Here is a 20,299-nt window from a genome sequence, read left to right as displayed (position 1 = left end):
TGCCACTTGTTAAATCTCCATGAGACGGATGGTGCAGAGGTAAAAGTCGGCAGGCAGTTCGTGCCCATCGCGGTACTGGATCACAGGACGGGCCTCAAAACCGCCGTCCTGGTGACGGAAGATGACCTCCCGAGCCTCGCCGCGAAGTGTAAGAGTCATGGTTTTGCCGGGTACTGCGGCCCAATTTCGCAACGCCGTCACGTCGGCGCGCGTCATCCACGCGCTGCTGTCGCTCTCCGGCTCCAGCGTGATGGGTCGCCCCTTGACCCTCGCCGCCGCCTGGACGATGTACGCGCCCGTGATCGTGCGGTCGGCAGTCTGCTCGACCGGGTTCCAGTTGTTCTCGTCGGACCAGAACAGGTCTGGGTTCAAGGTCAGTGTGGTCGTGCCATCGGCCAGGGTGAGGCTCATGCTGCGGTTCCTTGTGAGGTTTCAAGTGCGCGAAGCACTGCGAGAGTTTCACGTGACTGCGTGGGGTTCAGTCCGGTGATGGTTCCGAGGTTGCGGCCGCCGAGGTTGACGGTCAGGTTCCCCCCGCTGCTGACGCCACCGCTGCTTGGGCGCCCACCCGAAGGGCTGCCGCCTGGCGTCGTCGATCCCCCACCTGCGGGTGTGGTCGCCGTGCCGCCTGGTGCCGGGCCTGTGTTGAGCAGCTTCGCTTCCAACTCCTGCAGTTGCCGGCGCATGTCAGCCACCTGCTTGCTGTAGTTGGGGTCTCGAATCTGCCCACCCTGACTGGAGATGAACTTCAGCATCTCTGCCAGGCCGCGAGCCTTGATGGCGTCTGGGTTGCCGATGTTCTCTTCGCCGTAACGCCGGGCGATGTCGCGGTCTACCTGCTCTTGGGTTTCCCCGGCCATCACGCGCTCCCCTGCGGTGTTCAAGGAGTAACCTTCCTTGTCCACGTTCAGGCGCTTGCGGCGGGCTTCGGCCAGTTTTTCCTCGGCGGCGGCTTCTCGTTCCAAGATGGCGATCTGCCGCTCGCTGTAGTCGGCGCTGAGTGTGTACTGCATGAGCATCTTCGCCATGGCGTCGGCCTGGCGCTCGCTGGCCTCTGTGACGTTGCCTCGCGCGGATGCCTCACTGCCGAGGTCGTTGGTGGCCTGCTGCCGCAGGCGGTTCTCTTCTTCTTTCAACCGGATGAGTTTGTCCGCGCCATCCAGTTCGGTAAGGGTTGCCTTCTGCAACTTGATCTTTAGGTCCAACTCCCGCACCAACAGTTTGTAGTTGGCGTCACTGGCTTGGAGCTTCAACTTCTCGTTTTCGAGAAGTTTGATCTGGAGTTGTGCCTGTACCCGGTCGATCTCGATTTTGATCTTGGCGACCTCGATCTGCTTCGCCATGGCCTCGCGCTCCAACTGCATCGCCTTGGTGTTATCCCCACGAAGGCGAGCGATGTTGGCACTTGCCTGTGCAATCTGAATGTCCACGGAAAGTGAAGCCTGTTTGGTCTTCAGCGTGGCGACTTCTTCTGCCGCTTGCAGGCGCAGGTTCCGTGCCAAGTCATTCACGGTGTCTTTGTACTTGGCCGTTATCTCGGCCAGTTTCTGGCGCACAGCCGCGACTTCCTCGTCAGTCTTTTTCCCGTTGATGTTGAGCTTTTCGTACTCTTGCAAGACGAGGATGAGCCGATCCATTTCGGCGCGGTACTCGGCCATCTTGGCCGACTGGTCGCCGTATATCTCAACGGCCAGTTTGCGCGCCGCGACTTCCTGTTTTGCCGCCTCCGTTGACGCCTTGGTCTGCTCGACCTCGGACTGCTTGGTCTTGATGAGTTCGCGCAGCTTCTGCGTCTCTTTTTCCTGCTGATCCGCCGTCGCCTTGTCGGCTTCGAGCTTGGCCTGCTGTGCGACCAACTGTTGCTCCAGGATTTTCAGCTCTTCCTGCTTCGAAGCCGCGACCCGCGCGCTGGCAAGTGCGTACTCTTCCGCCGCTTGGCTGGCTGCCTTCAGGACGCCCTGTTCATCGCCTCGCAACTTCGCCAGCGCCACCAGGGTCTCACCCTCTTCCTTGCGCGCTTTGGCGACGCGCTCCAGGTTCAGCGTCTCGTTCTCCTGCTCTTTGATCAGCGTGGCCGTGGCAATAGAGAGTTGAACGTACTTCGCAGCCGCCTCTAGTGTGGCGTCTCCATTTAGCTGCGCCGCGATGGCTGCGAGCTTCTGCGAGTTGGTCAGGCCGTCGGTCGAGGTGATAGTCTCTTGGACTTTACTGGTCAGTTGCGTCGTGGCGGCGCTTGTCTGAGCGACCCCCTTGATCGTCGCGTCGAAAGCCTCGGTCAACTTGGACTGGCGATCCGCAGCCTGTCCCCAGATTTCACTCAAAGCCTCCATGGGGTTTGTCCATGTGGCGATGGCTGCGACCAAGGCTCCCCCAGACCGGATCAGGCCCGCCATTAATTCAAACAGGGCGTTGAGCGGGAGCAGTACCGATCCTGCCGCCAGGCCCAGACCGCGCAACCCCATGGTCAGGATTTCCAGCCAGCCGGCGTCACCAGCGTTTTGGGCGGCCAGTGTGAAGGCGTTCTTCAGGCGCTCCCACGTGGGCACCAAGCCTTCTGTCTCGCCGTGCAGTTCCTGCAGACCCTTGGTGAACGACGGGAAGAAGTCGCGCGCTGCCAAGTTGCCTGACTCCACCAGTTTGACCAGTTCGGCGTCGGTGATTCCGAGCCCCTTGGCCGTCAAACTGAGCGCACCAGGTAGGGAATCCCCTAATTGCTGTCGCAGCTCTTCCATGCTAACGACGCCCTTGGACGCTATTTGACTGAGTGCGTCCAGGGCCAGGGACGTGCGCTCGGCGCCGAGGCCCAGCGAGCCTGCGGCGCGGGTCAGCGAGGCGAACAGCTCGTTGCTCTGCTGCGCCGGTACGTTGGCCGACTTCATGGATGCCGAGAACTTGACGAACGAGTCGCTGAGGCCGCCCACCCCCACGCCGCTATCGTTGGCGGTCTTGCGTAGGAAATCCAGTTGGCTGGCGACGAGTGCGGTGTCTTTGTAGACAGCGTTCATGGCCCGGCGGAACGTGTCGAGCTGCACGACCGAGGCGATGAACTGGCGACCCATGTCCTTGACGCGCTCCACAATCGCGCCCACGGCGTCCGCGATCAGGTTGCCGGCCGCAATCTGGCCCAGCGAGTTCTTGAACAGGCCGGCCGCCTTGTCGGCGGTGGTCAGCGTGCCGGTCAGCTCGCGGATTTCCCGCTCCAGCACCTTGATCTTGTTCTCGCCCGCAGCAAAGGCGCCGGAGAGCTGTGCACCCGTCTGCCCGGCAGTGGTCGCCAGGGTTGCCATCGCAGCGCGTGTCTCGGCGATTTCCTGCTGGACGGCCTGCACCGAGCGCACGCCGAGCGTGCCGAAGGCGTTGTCGATGCGCTGGGCAGCCTTCTGGGCTTCGTCAGCGGTCTGCTTGACCTGGGTCTCGGCCTGCTCCAGCGCGTTCTCCCAGAACTTGACGTACTGGGCCGCCTGCAGCAGTTTCTGCGCTTCGGTGGCCTGCTTCTCGAAGGCGTTCTGGTTGGCGAGTTCACGCTGGGCCGCAGCCAAAATCTCGGTCTCGCGGGCCAGTTGCTGGGCGGCGTGGGCCGCGTTGACCAGGGCCTCGGCCTCTTTCTGCCAGGCATCGTTGGCCGCAGCCGCTTCGCGCTTTGTGGCCGCGTACTGCTCCGTGGCCCGCGCCGCATCGCGCTGGGCCAGTGTCTCGGCCTGCAGCGCCGCTTGGCCGCGTGCCAGCAGGTCTGCAACTGCCTTCTCTTCGATGGCGAGCAGGCGGTTGGCTTCTGCCATCTCGCGGAGCGCTGCGTTGCGCGCGTTTACGGTCTGAACGCCAGAGTTGAAGATCGCCTGCAGCTTGCCCTCAGCCGCAGCTACGTCTGCAGTGGACAGCCCCAGCGCCTCGGCCGCCGTGGTCGCCTGACGTAGCGCCTCGTTCTGCTTGTTCAGGGCGGTGTCCAGGCGTTCGACCTGTGCCGCGCTCTTCTTGTACTGGGTCTCCAGTTTGCCTTGCTCGGCCACGGCCGACGAGGCTTCGGCGTTGGCTGCCTTCTGGTTGGCGCGCAGCGTTACGAGTTCGACGTTTGCTGCGTTCTGAGCTTTGACCGCATCGGCCAGTTGGTCGCGGTAGGCTGCAGTGTTCTTCCCGGCCGCGTCGTATTCTGCCTTCAGGAGTCGCAACGCTGCCGTGGCCTCGGCTTGCGTGCGCTGACCCTTCAACAACTCGGCGTTGGCCTCGCTCTGCCGCTGGGTGGCCTTAGCAGTGGCATCACGCAACACCTCCAGCCGCTCGGCCATCTGCGCGGCGCTGTCGGCGGCGTCCACTTGGCGCGCGGCCAGCTTGTCGGTTTCCTCGCTCAGTTCCCGGAACGTGGTCAGCGCTTGGCTCTGCTCGCCCAGGCGGCCGATCTCGTCGGCGAGCTTCTGGAACTCAGGCGCCGCTGCGCCGCCGTCGCGCCCGAGAGCTTCAACCGCCTTCTGCAGTTCCTTGATACCGTCTTCACCGAGGGTCTCAACGCTCAGTTTGAGGGTTACATCACGATTCGAAGTAGCCATGGTGTCTTTCAGGGCTGGTCAGGCCAGTGGCGGTTGCCTTTGCGGATGTTCTCGGCTTCAGGCAGGACTTGGAGGTTGGCTTCGCAGTGCAGGCCGCGCACCGTCTTACCTTGCAGCGGTACGATGTGGTCCACGTGATACCACTCCCCAGTGAGCATGCTCAGGCCGTCGGCGGCCTCATAGAATTCCGCGATCTTCTTTTGGTCGGCCCATGTTGGGGTTGCTTGCAAAAGGGCCGCGCGCCATTTCGCCGAATGCATCGCCATCACGCCCGGGTTGGCGTCCCGCCACTTCTTGAAGATGGCCTTGGACTTTTCCAAGTTCGCGGCGCGCCAACGGCGCGACTTTTCATTATGGCGATCAAGCATCGACGCGCGACGGGCGTCGGCCTGTGCCTTGCGCTTCGCGCGGTTTTTCTCTTCCAGCGCGCGTCCCAGTTCAAGACGACGCGGGGCATACGCCGCGCGACTGATCGCGCGGAGTTCTTTGCGACGCTCGGCGTTGTTCTCTTCGTACCGCTTGGTGTACTCCGCAGCTTTTTCCGGGTGCTTCGCCATCCACTCGCGGTTTGTCGCCTTCGAACACTCTTTGCACCGGGACTGCAGGCCCGAAGGATTCTTGGTGGCTTTGTAGAATTCACTAGGGGTCTTGGTCAACCCGCATCGGGTGCATTTATGCATGACGATCCTTGAATGAAAAAACCCGCCAGGCTGAAGGCGCGTGGCGGGTTTGGGCTGCGGGCGGGCCCGCCACACCAGCAGTGCTTAGGCCACGGGGTCTTGGATCAACACCTCGTACGGAGCGTCCTTGCCGACCGGGGTCTTCAGTGTCCCCGTCAGGTTTACGTTCCCGAAGTCATCCGCCAGGAAGTCAAACTCGCTGTCTGGCGCCAGGATGGCTTCCCAGATCGTTGCCGTGCACTGGGTGCCGTCAGCTTGGTTGATACCGTCGAAAATGATTTCAACGCGAACTTCTGTGCGGGTGGAGCCCTTAACGTTCGTGCCCGTGGCACCGCTATGTGCGCAGGTAATGAAAACGTGGTCGTTTACCGCCAGAGCGCCCCCGGCCAGCGCCATGATCCAGCCCATGGGGCGGTTCAGTTTGTAGTCGGTGCCTTCGATCAGCGTGGCGCCACCAGTGGCCGCGTCTTCAACGGTAACCAGTGTGGCGAGATTCTTTTTGCCGATGGGGAGCCATGTGCCCACCTGTGTGACAGTCAGGTCGTAGCCCGTCAGCGTGCCGGAGGCTTCGGTGAACGCGGCAGAGGTTCCGAGGAAGGCCATGGTCAAGATGTCGCCGGTAACTTCCTTAAGCGCCATGGAGAACTCAGACGGTTGGGCGATGTTCACGCTCTCCAGCACCTGACCATAGTCATACCGGCCCTTGCTGGTCGATTGGATCGTTTCGACGCTGGGGGTGATCGAGAGACTGTCGGCGTAGATCGGCCCGACAAGACCTTGCTTTACGCCGTCCACCATACGGTTAAAGTAAACGTCGCCAGCGCCATTGAAGCTGCGTGCTGCCATGAGAAACTCCTTGAGAATGTCATGCCGCACTCACGGCAAGATCGGATTACAACGCTCGCAGTGTCATCGCACAGGGCGAATCGACCTCTGCGGCACAATTTCGGACTCAGGCTTCCAGCAGGTTCTCGGCGAACACCACCGTGATGTGCACGACGGCGAACACAATGTTCTTGCCATCGGCGCGGGGGCCGATGTCCTTCCCCCGGTAGCTCAACTTCGCTACGCGGCCGTTGGCCCCGCGCGCACCGGCAATCGGTCGTCGGGCCAGGTCGCTGGAGAACACCGCCTTCTTGATGTCCTTGATCGCGTCGTGCGCGGCATCGTTCGGGTTGTCCACGTTGCAGTGCACGTAGGCGCCGAGTACGAAGTCTTGCTCCAGGGTGATGTCCAGTCGGCCGCCGTCGTTCTCCTGCGGGCGGTCCTCACCCTCGATAAGCACGGCGTAGGGCACACGGTCCTCATCGTGCTTCAGGCGGCCCCGGTACACCGTGGTGCCGAGGTCGGTCTTGTAGCCGTTGGCCTTGGTGACGCCCTGCAGTACCGTGGTCAGATACTCGGCGATGTCGGAGGACTTCTTGAAGATGGCGGGGGTGGCGGTCATGGTTCGATGGCTTTCTGCAGCGCCAGGTCAACCTGTGCGGCGAGGGTGTCTTCCAGGTCGTCGGTCACATCGTTCACGATGCGCTCGACCTGGTAGGCGAACAGTTGATACACGGACGGGCCGTAGCGGTGGCGCAACTTGCCGTCGCGCGAACGCGCGAAAACGCCGAAGCCGTTGCCACCGGACTCGGTGCCTCGGTTCAGCGGGAGTAGGAAACCGCGCGGTACAAACCCGTCACTCGTTTGCCCACGGGTCACCTCAACGGTGACACCGACCTGCTTCTGGCCCGACGGGATGCCAAGGGCCTTGTTGCCCTTTCCGGGCCGCCCTTTGTTGTTCGCTACGATCACCGGCTTGGCGTCGTAGCGCCCGAGCACGGTGGTTGCGTTGCGCGCACCGCTGGCCGTGATCGACGCCACCGGCTTGCCGGGTGTGGCGCGCTGGAGCGTCATTCGACGCCGCAGATAATCGTCGGACAGGTTGATACCGGCGATCATCCGGTCGCGCGCCAGATCGTATGTGCGGTCCACCACCTCGTTCAAAGCGGTGACGGACGCGCGGCCAATCTCTTCGCCGCTGGCCTGCGCGAGTCGTTCTCCCAGTTTCACTACCTGGGAGGCGTCGATCTTGAGCGTGTAGTCGCGGGCTTTGGTCATGGCACCGTCGTCTCAATGACGATGTAGCGGCGGGAGTAGCCGTTGTCCTCGATCATGGTTTCGAGGCGGAACGAGCGGCCCGCGTGGGGCCCGGTTCCCGTGAATTTCAGAGAGTCCCCGCCTTTGGGGTTGTGCCGTTTAGCGAGGGTGATCACGTCGCTGTTGGTCACCAGGTCGCCCCGGCTCTGTGCGCGCTCGGCGTCCATACCGACGAGCTGCACGTCGTGCTCGATGTTCACTTTGCAGGGGACCGCACCACGTAAAAGAGCGTCCTCGCCCAGCAGGGAAAGGACGCTCTCCGTCATGCGCCCGAAGACGCTTGCCATTTAGCTCGCGGCCACAGACAGCTTGATGACTGCCTCGGGCAACGAGTTGAAGTGGATCGGGTTGGACTGCGCCTCGCCGATGATGCCCTTGTTGAAAGGCATCGCTTCCTGCTTGGCGTAGAACGGCAGGCCCTGCGTGTTCACCGTCTCCATGTAGTCCGCAGGTGCGAACTTGGACTGGAACATGCCGGGGACACCTTCGGGGTAGGCGTAGGCGATACCGTCAGCGATGAAGTCGCCGGCCGAGGTGCCGCCGTCGTAGACCTCGAAGATCACGCCTGCGAACTCGAAGTCGCCACCGTTCACCTGGTCGGTGCGCAGGTAGGCGCCTTGGTTCCACAGTTCCCACGCCTTGATCATCTTGGTGTTCTGCACCAGGGGGGTGAAGAAGCCCAGCGAGCAGATCACGCGGATGCGACCGAAGGAGCGACCACCCATCTTGGCGCGGATCATCGACTTGAGGGTGATGATCGAAGCCTTGGGGTCGCCGTTGGCGGCCACAGCGATGTTCCAGAACTGGGTCTGCTGGGTCATGCCGAAGGCGTCGTACACGTCGAGCAGCGTGGAGCCGTCGGCGTCGGTCACCAGACCCTTGAGTGCGCCGACGCGCATGTTCTCGTGGGTCAGGTCCATGCTGGCACGCACGTTGGCGAGCTTGCGCTGCACCAGTGTGGCTGCCTGCTCGACTTCGGTCTCGCTGCCGTAGGCGCGGATGCCTTGCACTTCGTCTGCGAGCACCGACCATGAGGCGGGGATGTGCAGAGCGTGCAGAGGGATCAGCTTGCGAGGGCCGAGGGCGACAGGCTCACGCACACCGCCGCGGGGGGCGGTGGGCAGCAGCTTGATGCTCGACCCTTGGCGTTCGATCATGAACGAAGTGGTCGAGATGCCTTCCTCTTGGAACAGACCCTTGTCGCCCAGTTTGGTGGGCACGTCGGGAATGTCCGTGATGGTGCTGGACAGAGACGTAACGCTGAACGCATCGTCCTGGAAAATGTCGAGGGTTGCCATGTTTCTTGTGCTCCTGAGTCGAGAGATGAAAGGCTCAGAGAGCCGGGGTGGAAACGGTTGGCAGGCCAGCCGTGCCGCGCACGATCAGACCTTTCTTCGCCAGGTCGGTCTGGCCTGCCGCGTCGAGACCCGTGAGTTCGAAGCGGTTCAGCTCGGCGTCGCGCACGAAGCCCACTGCGTCGGAGTCGCCGGTCTTGGCGGGCAGCCAGTTGTAGAGCACCGCGTCAGCGGGGCCTGCGGCGCCGTTGGCGGTGTAGGCGATGTACTTGCCGGAGCCTGCAGCCACGGTGATGGTCGCGGTGTCGCCAGCCACTGCGGGGGTTGCGCCTGCTGTCAGCGTGACGCCGACGCCACCCTTGCTGAAGGCGGCACCCAGCGTGCCGGTGCCGACGGTCTTGCCTTCAGGGTCTTCCACCGTGAACTTGGTGGCTGCGGTGAACTCGATCACGTAGACGCCGGGGATGGCCGCAGCGCCGACAGTGATAGTGCCCGCCGTGGGGTTGCCAGTTGCGCCGGCGTCCATGGCGAAGGTGCCCTCGCCTGCGTCGCCCGAGCGGGTCAGCAGGGTGCCGGAGGCCAGCGCGGTGCCCGATTGGGTCACGACGATGTTTTCACGGCTGCGCTGGTTGGACGCTTCCGAAATGATCACCGCTTTGACGCGCGGCGTGGAGAGAAGAGAGGTTGCCATGGTCAGTTTCCTTTGCGAGAGTTTTGCTTGCGTGCCGCACGCTTTTCGTAGACGGCTTTCGCCGACAACACCCCGGACTGGCCGGCGGTTTGGGACCCACGCGCCGGAGGCGCGTTGTTGGTGTGCTCATCGGCCTCGGCCATTGCCTTGATCAGCGCGGCGCGCACGTCCTCTACGGACTGGTTGGCGCGGATGGCCTTGGCGGCATCGTCCGGGCGCTTGGCAACGGCGCAGAGCGCCACAATTTCCTTGGCCGCAGTGATGCGGGTCTTGGCTTCGTCCAGCGAGGTGCAGGCCACTGCGAACGTAGCGGCGTAGGCCTGCAGGCCAGCGGTGATTGCCAGGGCTTCGATCTGCTTGGCGACGGGGGTGTCTGGCACCGCGGGGTCGATCACAGGGTCGATCACAGAGTCGATCACAGGGTCAACAACGGGGTCAACCACTGGGTCGGCTTCCGCCTTGAAGATCGCAGCCACGTTGGCGGGCAGGTCGGCGCGGGCCAGGTCGAACTTGGCCGTGGCGCGGATGTCGTCCAGAAGCGCAGTGGCGAAGCCCAGGTCCAGGCATTCGTCAGCGGTCAGGTACGTGTCCTTCGCCATGATTTCGGCGGCCTTGGCTTCGTCAGCACCCATGCGGTCCATGTAGATGTTGCGCAGAGAGCCGTCCACCTTGTCCAGCCAGTTGGCCGCGTCGCGCATGTCTTCCGAGGTGCCGGCTGCGATGGTCGAAGCCTGGTGCACCATGGCGAACGTGTTCTTGGGCATCTCGCGCTTGTCGCCTGCGAGGGCGATGATCGAGGCGATGCTGGCTGCGATGCCGGTCACGCGGGTGGTGACGGTCTTGCCGTCCTTGGCCCAGGAGCGCAGCATGTTGTAGATGCCCAGGCCGGCCATCACGTCACCGCCAATCGAGTTGATCTCGACCACCAGTTCGTTGCCTTCGACAGCATCCAGTTGGGCACGGAAATCTTTGGCCTGGGTGCCCCAGAAGCCGATTTCCTCGTCTAGCGCCAAGACCGCGGGCTTTTTACCCGCCTTGGCTGTGAATTTGAAACAGGGGCGCATGCGCAGTCCTTTGCTGAATGCTGCGCATTGTGTTGATCCCTGCGTTATTCACCTCTGCGGCACAATTTCGGACGACGCTCTCAGGCCAGTTCGGCAGGACGTGTTTCGGTCTCGATGGGGGCGGCGCGGCGCCAGCGGTGCGAGCTGGTGAGCAGCCCGACAAACACCGTGACCACGAAAAACATACCTGCGGGCGTGGGCCATGTGCCGAAGATGAACGGCTGAAATCCGTATGCGCAGGCGCCGGACAGCAGCAGGGTGTATTTGAGACGGACGAGCTTGCGAATGCCTACGTGCATGACCGACAAGCGGCAGATGCAGACAACCATGATCGCCCCGCAGACGACCGTGTTCAGCAGGGCCCAGAGGTGGGAATTCATCTCAGTCGTCCTTTTTCGGTGGTTGCTCGGTGCCGGTGCGCTTCTCCAGCAGGCGACCCAGCCAGGTCACGAACCACTCGCCGACCTTGGGCCAGCTATTGCCGACACCGCCAACCAGGAGGCCGACGGGGACCAGGAGCCAGTTGGCCTCTTGCCAGCCGAGCATATGCTGAACACCGGATGCAATCGGTACTGTAACCAACAAAGCGGTGCAATTGAGTTTCAAAAAGTACCAGAGGCCCTGCGCGCGGGTCATCGGCGGGCAGCGCCCAAGGCCCCAGCCAGCCCCCGTGGTAGCTGCAAGGATGATGACGGCGTAGGGGCCAATCACCGCACTGAGTTGAGCCCCAAAGATGGAGGCCAGCAGCACGGTGAAGGCCGCAGTGGGGTCTAGATGTCGCATGGGTGGCGATTGTCGTCGGAAAATGTGCTGGTGGACTGCGGGCTGGTTTCGGATCAGATGTGATCGCCGCTCGGGTCGAACTGGTCGAGGTGCTGTTCCGCCCAAACGGCGACAGCCTTGCGCCAGCCGGTGCTTGTCTCGTTGTGGCGCTTCAGTCGGGCGGTGACAGTTCCCTCGCGCGGCAGTTCACCCAGAAGTACCGTGAGCACCAAGGTGTTTGCCAGAAAGTCCAATAGCAGCCCGACGAACAGCACTGGGTATCCGAACATTTTGTTCCAAAAGGTCAGCGTGCCGGCGTCCTTGGCGCGCTTGAGCGACATGACCGCGAGGAAAAACACCCACAGTGCGTAGAGCAGGAGGAAGGCGTAGACGGGGAAAAATAGGAGGTGGCTCATGGCAGTTGGCTCCTGAGTGCTGCGCTCTGTTCGTCCAGGGTTTTCAGACCCGCGTAGCCCTTGTTCTTGGCACGCAGATACTCAATGGTCAGCCCCATGGCAACCGCGCGTTCTTCAGCCAGCGCGATGATCGTTTCGCGGGTGATGCGCGGCATTAGGTGCTGGTCTTCCAGCGCTTGGATGCGCGCGACGATTTCAGCCTGACGCTCTGCAAGCGTTGGTGGTTCAGGCGGCACATATTCGGCCTCGACCTGGGCGAGTAGTGCCTCGTACTGCGGGGCGTCAGCGCCAAGGTCTGCGCGTAGCATGTCCATTTGGCCGTTGCTGTAGGCGTGGCACTTGATGACCGCGCCGCTTGCATCAACCCATGTTGCTTCGAGGGTCGCGGGGTCGTTTTCGTAGCGGATTGGTTGTTTGATAATCATGATGTAGAACCTGTCCTTAATTGGAAATTGATTACAAGCTCCTCTGAAAGTGTGCCGGTGGATATATTTGTCACTCTTACACTAAAAACCCCGTTTCCAGACCAATTAAGTTCAATCCTATAATTAGATGGATCAGGGGCACCGGAGTTGTATCCCCCGCAAACATCAATTAAACTTGTGGATAAGGCGTATGAATTACTCACGCTAAAGACCACAGCCGCGCCTGCCGATAATGCAGAACTGTTCATAGTTATCTGCCCGTTAGGTTTGTTAAGTGTCACGCCGGTGGTTTTGCTGGTTGCTTGAGTAACTGTACCTCCTGCTCCCGTGCCGTAACCCAGCGCGCCACGCAGCGCGAGCACATCACCATTCGTCCCCAAATGAAGCGTAGTCCCGCCTGGAGTTTCAATATTTATCGGGAGCGATGCGCCCGTTCCTATGGCTGTAGAGCGCAGCCGCGCGGTACTGCCGCTTATGGAAAAATCAAATTTAGCTGCGTTTGTCGGGTCGGGTCCGTTGTAAAGTGAATACTCTGAATAACCACCGGCCCCACTTGGCATCGCCCCCAATACCGTAGCGCCGTTAGTCGTACTCGTCTGAAACATCGCTCGGCTCGCAACGGTCGCGTTACTGAAATCCGCAGTAATACGCCTACCAGTTCCCGAGAAATTTACATTGCCTGCAATATCACCACCGGTATTATCTAACTTTTTGGTGTCCAGCTCGTTGACCTGCGCTTGCAGCTTGCCCAGAGCAACCAGCACCGTGTCTGCAGCAGTGATCACCGCGTTCGTCGCAGTGCTCAACCCTGTGAGCGCGATCCCACGCACCCACGCCGCGAGATTCGCAAACGTCAGCTTTTTGAGGACGTTGGACGCAGCGCTGTCAACAATGCCCAGTTCATCGGCATCGACCGGGGTTGCTTTGCTGGTGGCGGCGTGAATCAGCGCAGCCACATCACCAGCACCACCCGTGGCCCCGGTTGCTCCCGTGGGGCCTGTGCCGCCAGTGGCACCAGTTGCACCCGTTGGCCCTGTAGCGCCGTCAGCGCCATCATTCCCCGTCGCCCCAGTTGGCCCGGTGGCGCCGGTACTGCCAGTTGGGCCGGTCGCTCCATCATTGCCGGTTGCGCCTGTTGCGCCTGTTGCGCCTGTTGCGCCTGTTGCGCCTGTTGCGCCTGTTGCGCCTGTTGCGCCTGTTGCGCCTGTTGCGCCTGTTGCGCCTGTTGCGCCTGTTGCGCCTGTCGGACCTGCTGGCCCAGTGGGGCCGATGTGCTGCGCCCATTCAACCGGGGCGAGCCCGGTCAGTACCCACTCGGTCTTGTCGCTCTCCTGGTAGAGATACTTGCGCACGTCCGTTTCGGTCGGCGCCAGCGCCAGGCGCTCGGCCTCGTCCGCGACGACCCAATTGTGGGGTGCGTGAATTTCCCCAGCGGGTATGAGTTCGTGTTCCATCAGCTTGTTACCACCACATATTGACCGTTGACCGTGACGGCTTCGCCGTTGACTGTGACCGCGTTGGTCGGCACTTCACCTGCCTGTAGAACCACGCGCACGCGCATCAGAACCCCGCCCCGAACGATGACCATCTCGTCGTCGGGCACGATGGTGTCGGCAAGGGGGAAGTCGCCGGGGTTGACGGAGCCACCACCTGTGGATGCGTTGACGTACACGCCACCGCCGGTTCCAGCCTTGCCGGGCTTGCCTTGCAGGTCAACCCACTTGCCCCACCGACCTTCAGTTTGTTGGAACCGGAGTTTGGTGCCTTGCCATTCGTGCTTGGGCATAGGGCCCATCGGCCCGCGCTCGCCGTCTTTACCGGGAGCCCCATCTCGGCCAGGCTTTCCTGGGGGACCGTCCCTGCCGCGAGGGCCAGGGTCGCCACGCAGGCCAATACCGTCCTTGCCGTCCAGCCCATTCTTGCCGGGTACACCGTCTTTGCCGGGAGGGCCGGGCTGCCGGGCGAGATTGCTGACCTGAGCGCGCAGGTCACGGACTGCCTTGGCGAGCAGGGTGAGGATGCCGCGATCATTGCTGTCCACCTTCGGCCCCCTCGCCGAGCAGGTCGAGAATTCGGTTCTGTAGCGCCAGGGTCTGCTCGGCCGTTGGGTCTACCGGAGGTGGCACTGGCGCAGGTGGCGGCGCCTTGGCGGCAGCCGCGCGTGCGCGCAGCGCGTCGGTCTCAGCCTCGGTGCGCTTGAGCAGCGCCAGGTGCATCTCCCGCTGCTGGGCCTGCGTGGGGTTGGGCGGCGCGCTGTATTCGTCGTCGTCAATGCCGTCCTCTTCCGGGTCATCCTCGCCCGGTGCAGCAGGGACACCCATTGGGTCCACCCACAGACCCATCTCCTTCTCGCGGTCCATGTCGACCTTGCGCTCTTCGTCCACCGTGTCGGCGTCGTCACCGCGCTCGCCGATGACACTGGAGCGGCTGCGGAAACCGTTCGTGACTTCCGCTGCCTTGCCCTGCACGTCCTGCACGGGGTGGATGTAGGCCCAGCCGTGGGGTGCGTGCTCTACGCGAATCACGTCGTCGTACTCGGCCAGTGTGATCTCCCCGGCCAGCAGCGCTGCGTCAGCGAACCACTCGATCACGCGCTGGCAGAACATCGGGATCACGATCTGCCACTGGCGCTGCTCGGCAAAGCGGCGGAAGTCGTTGATCACGACGCGCAGCGTGCGGTCGCTGACCTCGCGGATGTCGCCCGCCATCAGCTCGTACGGCAGGCCAGCGCCCGCCGCCGTGCCCAGATGGGTCGTGCGCATGTAGTCGCTGTAGTTGGTGCCGGCCTCGGGAGGGTTGGACCACTCCATCTTCTGGCCGTCCTCCAGCTCTTGCACTAGGCCGGGCCGCAGCGGGACCAGCGGCTCGGGGCTCACACCGTCGGTCTCGTACGGCGTGCCTGTTAGCGCGCCGTTGTTCGGGTCGTTCGGGTCCAGTGGGGGCAGCGTGCGCGAGATCGTGGCGACGAACAGGTTCGCCAGCTTCTGGCGCTCCAGCGTCGCGTCCTCGTAGTCCACGGCGTTGCGCTGCTTGACCAGCACCGAGGCCATGGTGGGCACGCCGCGCAGGGCACCGGGACGGTCGGGCTCGAACATGTGGATCATGTCTGATGCCGCCACGCGCACCAGCGCGTCGGGGTCCATCACGCCCATGAACCCCTTGTCGCCCGGGTGCTGTTTGTAAACCCAGTACGCCACGCGCTTGCCGCGCTTGTTCAACTCGATGCCGGAGCGGATGACGTGGCCGACAGGCAGGCCCTTCCACTGGTCCGCGTCCATGAGCGGCACCATGTCGGCCTCCAGCAGTTGCACCTGCATGGGCACCGCGAGGCCGTCTTCGTCAAGGAACCGGGCACGACGGCGGGCGAACACCTCACCGGCGGCCAGCCACGACTTCACGGCCAGGGTCTGCTGGCCGTAGCCGTCGAGCACGCAGTCGGCGTCTGCCTTCTTCACGAAGTCGTTCCACAGGTCCGTCAGTTCCTGCTTGCGTGTCTTGCTGGTGATGCGCTTGAAGCGCGGCGTGATGGCGATGCCGACGAGGTTGGTGGCCCACTTCTGGGTGACGCTCTTGGCGCTCCAGTCGTTGCGCACCGCGTCGTGCGAGCGGTTGCGGATCGTCTGCAGGCCAGCCATGGCCGTGTTGGGGCCGCTGGAGGGTGGTGTCCAGCCAGCGAGGCGGCGGCCCTGCCCTGCGGCGTCGTAGCGGTTGGTGAACGTGCGTGCGGCCTGGGCGACCGGAGTCTGCTCAGGCTGGGGGTTCTTGGGTGGTCGGCCGATCAACTTGCCGTTTGCGCTGTACCGAGCCATCAGTCGTACCCTCGACCTGCGTAGAACGCATAGGACTGGCGGGGGCGCTGCGGGCTTTGTGCGGCCAGTTCCTTCTTCATGTCGTCCCGGGCCTGGATCAGCGACTCCGGCGTTCCGTAAATGACCGTCTGCCCGCCGAGGGTGACGGATCGAACGCCAGCCGCAATGGCCGCGTTTAGATTGTCGATGTCTGCCTGGGTGACGGCCATGGTTGATCCGATATGCGAAATGATCGGCATCATCGGCGAGGTGGCGCGAAAACGGCCTGCGGCACGATTTCGGAAAAAAGAAAGACTTTCTTTTTACGGAAAGTCTTTTAAAAGGAGACGCTGATGGCGGCGTCTGCTGCTGAGACAAGTCGATGGTGGCCGTGTTTGGTTGGTCAGACCCGCGCTGAACCCCGGCCACTGGGCGCCACACTGCGAGAACCACCTCGCGGGCATTTAGCACCATCGAGTCTGCAGTCTGGTGCGCTCCCCCAGGATCGCCCAGAGGCCAAACTGCAGGCTTGCTAGTTCCCGTCTCTCCGGGATGTCACGTAATTACCTCACGGGGCCTACCGCACCAGTACGTTCGGTGCTGCTACTGCCGTGACAGGATCGCGTACTCGCATGCTTCCGGCGATCATCCCTTTGCCGCCGTCGAAACGGCGCGCTGCGCGGGAGAGATGTTGAAGAATGACCCAGCTCACATGAAGCAGTGTTTACGCACCACGATCACAAGGTTTTCGCATGAAAGTCAGTTTGGCGAGGCGCTAACCCTCGGCCGCTGGGCCACCTTCAAGTGTGACGCCTGAACATCAACTCCGGGGTACTACCGGAGGTTGTCCCTTGCGGGTGGCCCTTTCCGGCCAGGTGTCACACTTGAAGGCCCTGCTCGCGCAGGCTCCAAGTTCGGGTCGCAGGGAGTGTTGGATGGCGCGGACATCACCCCGTTGTTAAGGGAGCTTTTACTACAGCACCACGTGGTGCGAGAGTGCCTTTGTTCTCACTTTTTCACTGTGCGACCTTCAAGTGAGAGGCCGATTTACGGTGCTACGCTGCCTTGCGTGAGAATGGCAGTGGCACCTTCTTATCAGTCTCTCGCTTGAAGGCCCTGCTCGCGCAGGCTCCAAGAATCCGTAGGTGGATCAGCCCCTTCCCCTTTCGCGTTTGAGAGCGCGCCGGCTTAGGGTCCGACCGGAGGACCGTTACTGGGTGTAACCCAGCCTCTTCGTCACCGAAATCTTCCAGTTGGTTTGAGAGCCTTTCGACTTTTAAACTCCGGCCACTGGTTGCGCTGGCCTGGTTCGTATTATCGCGTTTGCGAAATAAAGGTCAAGGGTTTTTAAGCGCAGGCCCGTGCCATTTTGGCATTTTTGCGATTTGCTGAGCGCGCAGCTTGAGTGCTCGCAACCCAGTTCATCAAGCCGCGTCCGTAGGCGCCTGCCTGACGCTGCTGGGACGTGCGTGTGCCGTCGCCAATGGTGAAACGACGACCTGGGCCGCGTTTGGTGTGGCTGGCCGAGCGCATCTTGCCGTAACCTGGCAGGCCCACGTTGGCTACGCCGAGGTGCTGCAGCAGTTGGCAGGCCGTGTTTGGGCCACTGGCCTTGACGCGGTACGCCTCCATGCTCTGGGTCACCTTTTCAGATGCTGCACCAAGAGCAGCAAAAGCGGCTGCCTTGAGGGACAAAGAACGGGGCTCGGACGGTTGCATATTTGCCTTTCAAAAAGATCGTCGGACTGACGTTGTTGCGATGTGTGTAATTTAGCAAACGCGCAAGAAGTCGTCAAGCGATTTCAATACTGCGCCACCGCACTTCGCCGTGGCCTGCGCACAGGCCGGAGTACGCGCACTTCTTCTGCAGGTGGTAAGGCGATAACGCTGTTTTCCTGCGCTGCTCGGCGATCTTCGCGCGCCACGATCTCGCTGTTGCGGTCGAGCGGCGCCAGCCATGGCTGCACGACGTTCCAGTCCTTGATCTTGTCGAGCTGCATGCGCAGCATACCCGCCATCATCATCCGGCAAAGGTCAAAGCTCTCGTTGCGCTTGCGGACCTTCTGCCAGGTGCCGTTCTTGCCGCGCACCTCGGCCTCCAGCTCGTCAAAAAACGCCTGTGGCAGCCAGCCGTCGGGGTTCTGTGTGGGGTGTTTCGGCTGAGGGAAGTGGTAGAAACCCGGCCCCGGCATGGTCCGACGCAGGCCCGCCGCCACCATGTCCGACAGCAGGTTCGGGTTGCAGATCAGCAGAGGGATGTCGCCCTTGGTCCCTTTGCGGCCACTCACTAGGGTCTCCCGGATGATCGGTGCCTTGGGCTCGGACGCACCCTTGTAGAGCGTGACGCGGTGCGCATGTCCGGCCTTGCGCACGCGCCGATACCAGGCGTAGGCGTTATGGGTCACGCCGTCCTCGCCCCCGGTGTCCACCGTGAGCATGCGGATTTTGATCTCTCGGTTGGGGTCCGGTGTCTTCCACGTGGCGTCGAGCAGCTTGTCCGTCAGCACATCCCAATCTTCAGGAAAGCTGGCGGGGTCGATAGGGGCAAACTCGCTTCCCATTCCGGGCCTTTTCGAGTGTTTTATCTCGAAACGATCCACCAACCACTGCTCCATGTGCACGCCGACGGCGTGGAGTTGCACCACGAAGCGCGCGTTCACCCCGCCCTGCACGTCCACGGAGGCCGAGAGCATGCGTGTCTGCTCGGGTACCTGGTAGCGGATCAGGTCGTTTTCAGCGCGGTCCTGCGGTCGGGCACGTCCTGATTGGGACTCCTTCAGGTGCCGCGAGATGTACGGCATGCCCTGGTCCACGTTGATCGCGTTCTTCAGGGCCTCTTCCGATCCGCTGAGGGCATAGTGGCGCAGGCCCTGCAGGTGGCGCACTAGGATAGAGCGCCACGGTTGGAACGCCGCCGCCACGCCGCCCAGCCAGAACCCGGCGATGGAAGATGTCATGCCCTCGCCCACCAGTTCGTCGTCAACGGTCAGTGTCATGCCGTCCCGCAGCCACCGGCCGTTGGCGTTCAGAGCCTTCTTCTGGTCGGCGCCGTGCAGCGACCCACAGTGGGGACACACGATCTTGGCGTAGTGCTCGGCGAGCTTGTCCAGGTTGGCGCTGCGCACCGTCTCCAGCAACTCGTCGTCCGGGGGTAGGTTGAACAGACCAACACCGGGCGCGGCTTCAAACCACTCGCGGCAGTCGTGGCACTTCCAGTACCACCGGCGCCGGTCGCTGGTGTTGTAGATGCCAACCACTCCGCGCACCGGCGGGGCCTCGTGCGGGGTAGACGGTTTCCAGTTCGGGTCTTCGATGTCGCGCCCGGGGCTGGACTCAACCAGGCACATGCCGCGCGACAGGAAGGTCTGCGTGCGCTTGAGCCCCAGCGGGAACGGCGCGCCCTCGCCGCCCACGTCGTCCGGCATACGGTCGTAGTCGGTGAAGGCCACGTAGCGATAGGTGGAGCCGGACAGGTTGCTGACGGTGGGCCAGCCGATCTTGAGCCACATGCCGTGGCGAAAGCTCTTGTCGAACGTGTTGTCGGCGTTGGCGTTGCGCGAGACGAGCGCAGCCAAGTCCGGGCTGTGGCGCAGTGCGCGGTCCACGGTGGTCTTGGAGAACTCGCGCGCCTTCTCTTGGGACATGTGGATGATAGCCATGTCGCCAGGGTCGTTGACCACGGCGTGCGCCATCCAGCCGGTGATCAACCCCTCGGTTTTCCCGCACCGTGCTGGACCGACGAAGGCGACGGCCTCGTGCCGGCGGCTCGCCAGCGTGTCGATTGGCTCGCACATGTAGGGTGTTTCGGTGGCCGACCATGGGGCGGTGGTGCCGCCGGTCTGCTTGACGATCAGCGAGGCGGCCGCGCCTTGGCTGACGGAAACCCGCTTGGGTGGTCGGAACGCTGCGTGAGGGGAGAAAACGTCCTGTACCGCTTTGGTGAAATCGTCTGCCACTCAGCCTCCGAACAATTCGAACTCTTCAGCCAAGGTGTTCAGTGCGTCGTCAATCGTCTTGCTCACCGTTTCGCAGGTCTCCGGTGCCACGCCCTCGCGCCGCTCCAGCAGGTCGGGGATTGAGCGCAGGGTCTGGGCGATGGATGCGAACGCGGTGGCGCAGGCTTCGCGCACAGCCTCGCGCTTCACGTACTCGCCCTCCTTGATGCGGTAGTCCAGCTCGACAGTCTTGGCCGTCCATGCCTCCTTGCGCGCCCGGGAGACGGCGTACTCAACCTCGCCCGCGTCCTCCAGTTCCTTGCGCACCTGGTCCTCGAACACCTTGGGCTTGCGGCCAGCGTTCTCGCGTTTGCCGCCCAGCCGGGGCACGTCGATCTCGATGCCTTCGACGTATTCGCTCATGCCAAAGGTGCCGCAAAGGCGTCACAGAATGTGTTGCTCATACGCCAATTCTACTTGTTGCGCAGGTATTTGCGCAATCGCTAAGGGATTCAGTTGAGATTTTCTAAAAATGCTTGAGCCCCGCGCCTCTTCGTCCC

General features: G+C 62.6%; 22 protein-coding genes. 1 reads left to right on the top strand and 21 read right to left on the bottom strand.

Going from position 1 to position 20,299, the window contains the following annotated elements; translation table 11 throughout:
• Positions 1-9 precede the first annotated feature (9 nt).
• The 15 genes from I6F66_RS16305 to I6F66_RS16235 form a co-directional block, all read right to left on the bottom strand.
• Complete coding sequence (locus I6F66_RS16305; RefSeq protein ID WP_114488110.1) at positions 10-411, bottom strand: hypothetical protein; 402 nt, start codon at positions 409-411, stop codon at positions 10-12.
• On the bottom strand, positions 408-4,541 hold the full coding sequence (locus I6F66_RS16300; RefSeq protein WP_114488109.1) for a tape measure protein: 4,134 nt from the start codon (positions 4,539-4,541) through the stop codon (positions 408-410). The genes I6F66_RS16305 and I6F66_RS16300 overlap by 4 nt, the downstream gene beginning before the upstream one ends.
• 8 nt (positions 4,542-4,549) lie before the next feature.
• A complete protein-coding gene (locus I6F66_RS16295) occupies positions 4,550-5,098 on the bottom strand; it encodes a hypothetical protein (protein WP_114488108.1) in 549 nt (182 codons plus the stop codon).
• 207 nt (positions 5,099-5,305) lie between these two features.
• On the bottom strand, positions 5,306-6,067 hold the full coding sequence (locus I6F66_RS16290) for a hypothetical protein (protein WP_114488107.1): 762 nt from the start codon (positions 6,065-6,067) through the stop codon (positions 5,306-5,308).
• Positions 6,068-6,173: 106 nt separating this feature from the next.
• Positions 6,174-6,668, bottom strand: coding sequence for a hypothetical protein (locus I6F66_RS16285; RefSeq protein WP_114488106.1), 495 nt, complete (start codon positions 6,666-6,668; stop codon positions 6,174-6,176).
• A complete protein-coding gene (locus I6F66_RS16280; protein ID WP_114488105.1) occupies positions 6,665-7,324 on the bottom strand; it encodes a phage tail protein in 660 nt (219 codons plus the stop codon). Before I6F66_RS16280 ends, I6F66_RS16285 begins: the two co-directional genes overlap by 4 nt.
• Entirely contained in the window at positions 7,321-7,650 is a 330-nt protein-coding gene (locus I6F66_RS16275) for a hypothetical protein (RefSeq protein ID WP_114488104.1), read from the bottom strand. The genes I6F66_RS16280 and I6F66_RS16275 overlap by 4 nt, the downstream gene beginning before the upstream one ends.
• Positions 7,651-8,661 (bottom strand): major capsid protein, encoded by a 1,011-nt coding sequence (locus I6F66_RS16270; RefSeq protein WP_114488103.1) that lies wholly within the window; start codon positions 8,659-8,661, stop codon positions 7,651-7,653.
• Between the two features lie 34 nt (positions 8,662-8,695).
• Positions 8,696-9,349, bottom strand: a complete 654-nt coding sequence (locus I6F66_RS16265; protein ID WP_114488102.1) for a head decoration protein — start codon at positions 9,347-9,349, stop codon at positions 8,696-8,698.
• A 2-nt stretch (positions 9,350-9,351) separates the two neighbouring features.
• Complete coding sequence (locus tag I6F66_RS16260) at positions 9,352-10,413, bottom strand: head maturation protease, ClpP-related (protein ID WP_114488101.1); 1,062 nt, start codon at positions 10,411-10,413, stop codon at positions 9,352-9,354.
• An 80-nt stretch (positions 10,414-10,493) separates the two neighbouring features.
• On the bottom strand, positions 10,494-10,793 hold the full coding sequence (locus I6F66_RS16255; protein ID WP_114488100.1) for a hypothetical protein: 300 nt from the start codon (positions 10,791-10,793) through the stop codon (positions 10,494-10,496).
• Position 10,794: 1 nt separating this feature from the next.
• Positions 10,795-11,196: a hypothetical protein gene (locus tag I6F66_RS16250; RefSeq protein WP_114488099.1), complete on the bottom strand. Its 402-nt coding sequence runs from the start codon at positions 11,194-11,196 to the stop codon at positions 10,795-10,797.
• Between the two features lie 53 nt (positions 11,197-11,249).
• Complete coding sequence (locus tag I6F66_RS16245) at positions 11,250-11,591, bottom strand: hypothetical protein (RefSeq protein ID WP_114488098.1); 342 nt, start codon at positions 11,589-11,591, stop codon at positions 11,250-11,252.
• Positions 11,588-12,016: a hypothetical protein gene (locus I6F66_RS16240; RefSeq protein ID WP_114488097.1), complete on the bottom strand. Its 429-nt coding sequence runs from the start codon at positions 12,014-12,016 to the stop codon at positions 11,588-11,590. The genes I6F66_RS16245 and I6F66_RS16240 overlap by 4 nt, the downstream gene beginning before the upstream one ends.
• Positions 12,013-12,972, bottom strand: coding sequence for a hypothetical protein (locus I6F66_RS16235; protein ID WP_197099305.1), 960 nt, complete (start codon positions 12,970-12,972; stop codon positions 12,013-12,015). Before I6F66_RS16235 ends, I6F66_RS16240 begins: the two co-directional genes overlap by 4 nt.
• Before the next feature lie 16 nt (positions 12,973-12,988).
• Between I6F66_RS16235 and I6F66_RS22780 the strand changes: the two genes are divergently transcribed.
• Positions 12,989-13,354: a hypothetical protein gene (locus I6F66_RS22780; RefSeq protein WP_231615151.1), complete on the top strand. Its 366-nt coding sequence runs from the start codon at positions 12,989-12,991 to the stop codon at positions 13,352-13,354.
• Between the two features lie 115 nt (positions 13,355-13,469).
• On the opposite strand, the gene I6F66_RS16230 is transcribed toward I6F66_RS22780, so the two are convergent.
• From I6F66_RS16230 to I6F66_RS16205, 6 genes are all read right to left on the bottom strand, one after another.
• Positions 13,470-14,057, bottom strand: a complete 588-nt coding sequence (locus tag I6F66_RS16230; protein ID WP_114488096.1) for a collagen-like protein — start codon at positions 14,055-14,057, stop codon at positions 13,470-13,472.
• Entirely contained in the window at positions 14,044-15,825 is a 1,782-nt protein-coding gene (locus tag I6F66_RS16225; protein ID WP_181870799.1) for a phage portal protein, read from the bottom strand. Before I6F66_RS16225 ends, I6F66_RS16230 begins: the two co-directional genes overlap by 14 nt.
• Positions 15,825-16,034, bottom strand: a complete 210-nt coding sequence (locus I6F66_RS16220) for a phage head-tail joining protein (RefSeq protein WP_181870798.1) — start codon at positions 16,032-16,034, stop codon at positions 15,825-15,827. Before I6F66_RS16220 ends, I6F66_RS16225 begins: the two co-directional genes overlap by 1 nt.
• Before the next feature lie 1,117 nt (positions 16,035-17,151).
• Positions 17,152-17,523: a hypothetical protein gene (locus tag I6F66_RS16215; protein ID WP_197161963.1), complete on the bottom strand. Its 372-nt coding sequence runs from the start codon at positions 17,521-17,523 to the stop codon at positions 17,152-17,154.
• An 83-nt stretch (positions 17,524-17,606) separates the two neighbouring features.
• A complete protein-coding gene (locus I6F66_RS16210) occupies positions 17,607-19,760 on the bottom strand; it encodes a phage terminase large subunit family protein (protein ID WP_114488093.1) in 2,154 nt (717 codons plus the stop codon).
• Complete coding sequence (locus tag I6F66_RS16205) at positions 19,761-20,162, bottom strand: DUF1441 family protein (protein ID WP_197161960.1); 402 nt, start codon at positions 20,160-20,162, stop codon at positions 19,761-19,763. It abuts the gene before it with no gap.
• Between the last annotated feature and the right edge of the window lie 137 nt (positions 20,163-20,299).

Source organism: Pseudoalteromonas sp. NZS100_1 (assembly GCF_015864285.1).
GTDB lineage: Bacteria > Pseudomonadota > Gammaproteobacteria > Enterobacterales > Alteromonadaceae > Pseudoalteromonas > Pseudoalteromonas arctica.
The sequence above is the reverse complement of the archived record's forward strand: the minus strand, read 5'-3'. Positions and strand labels throughout refer to the sequence as shown.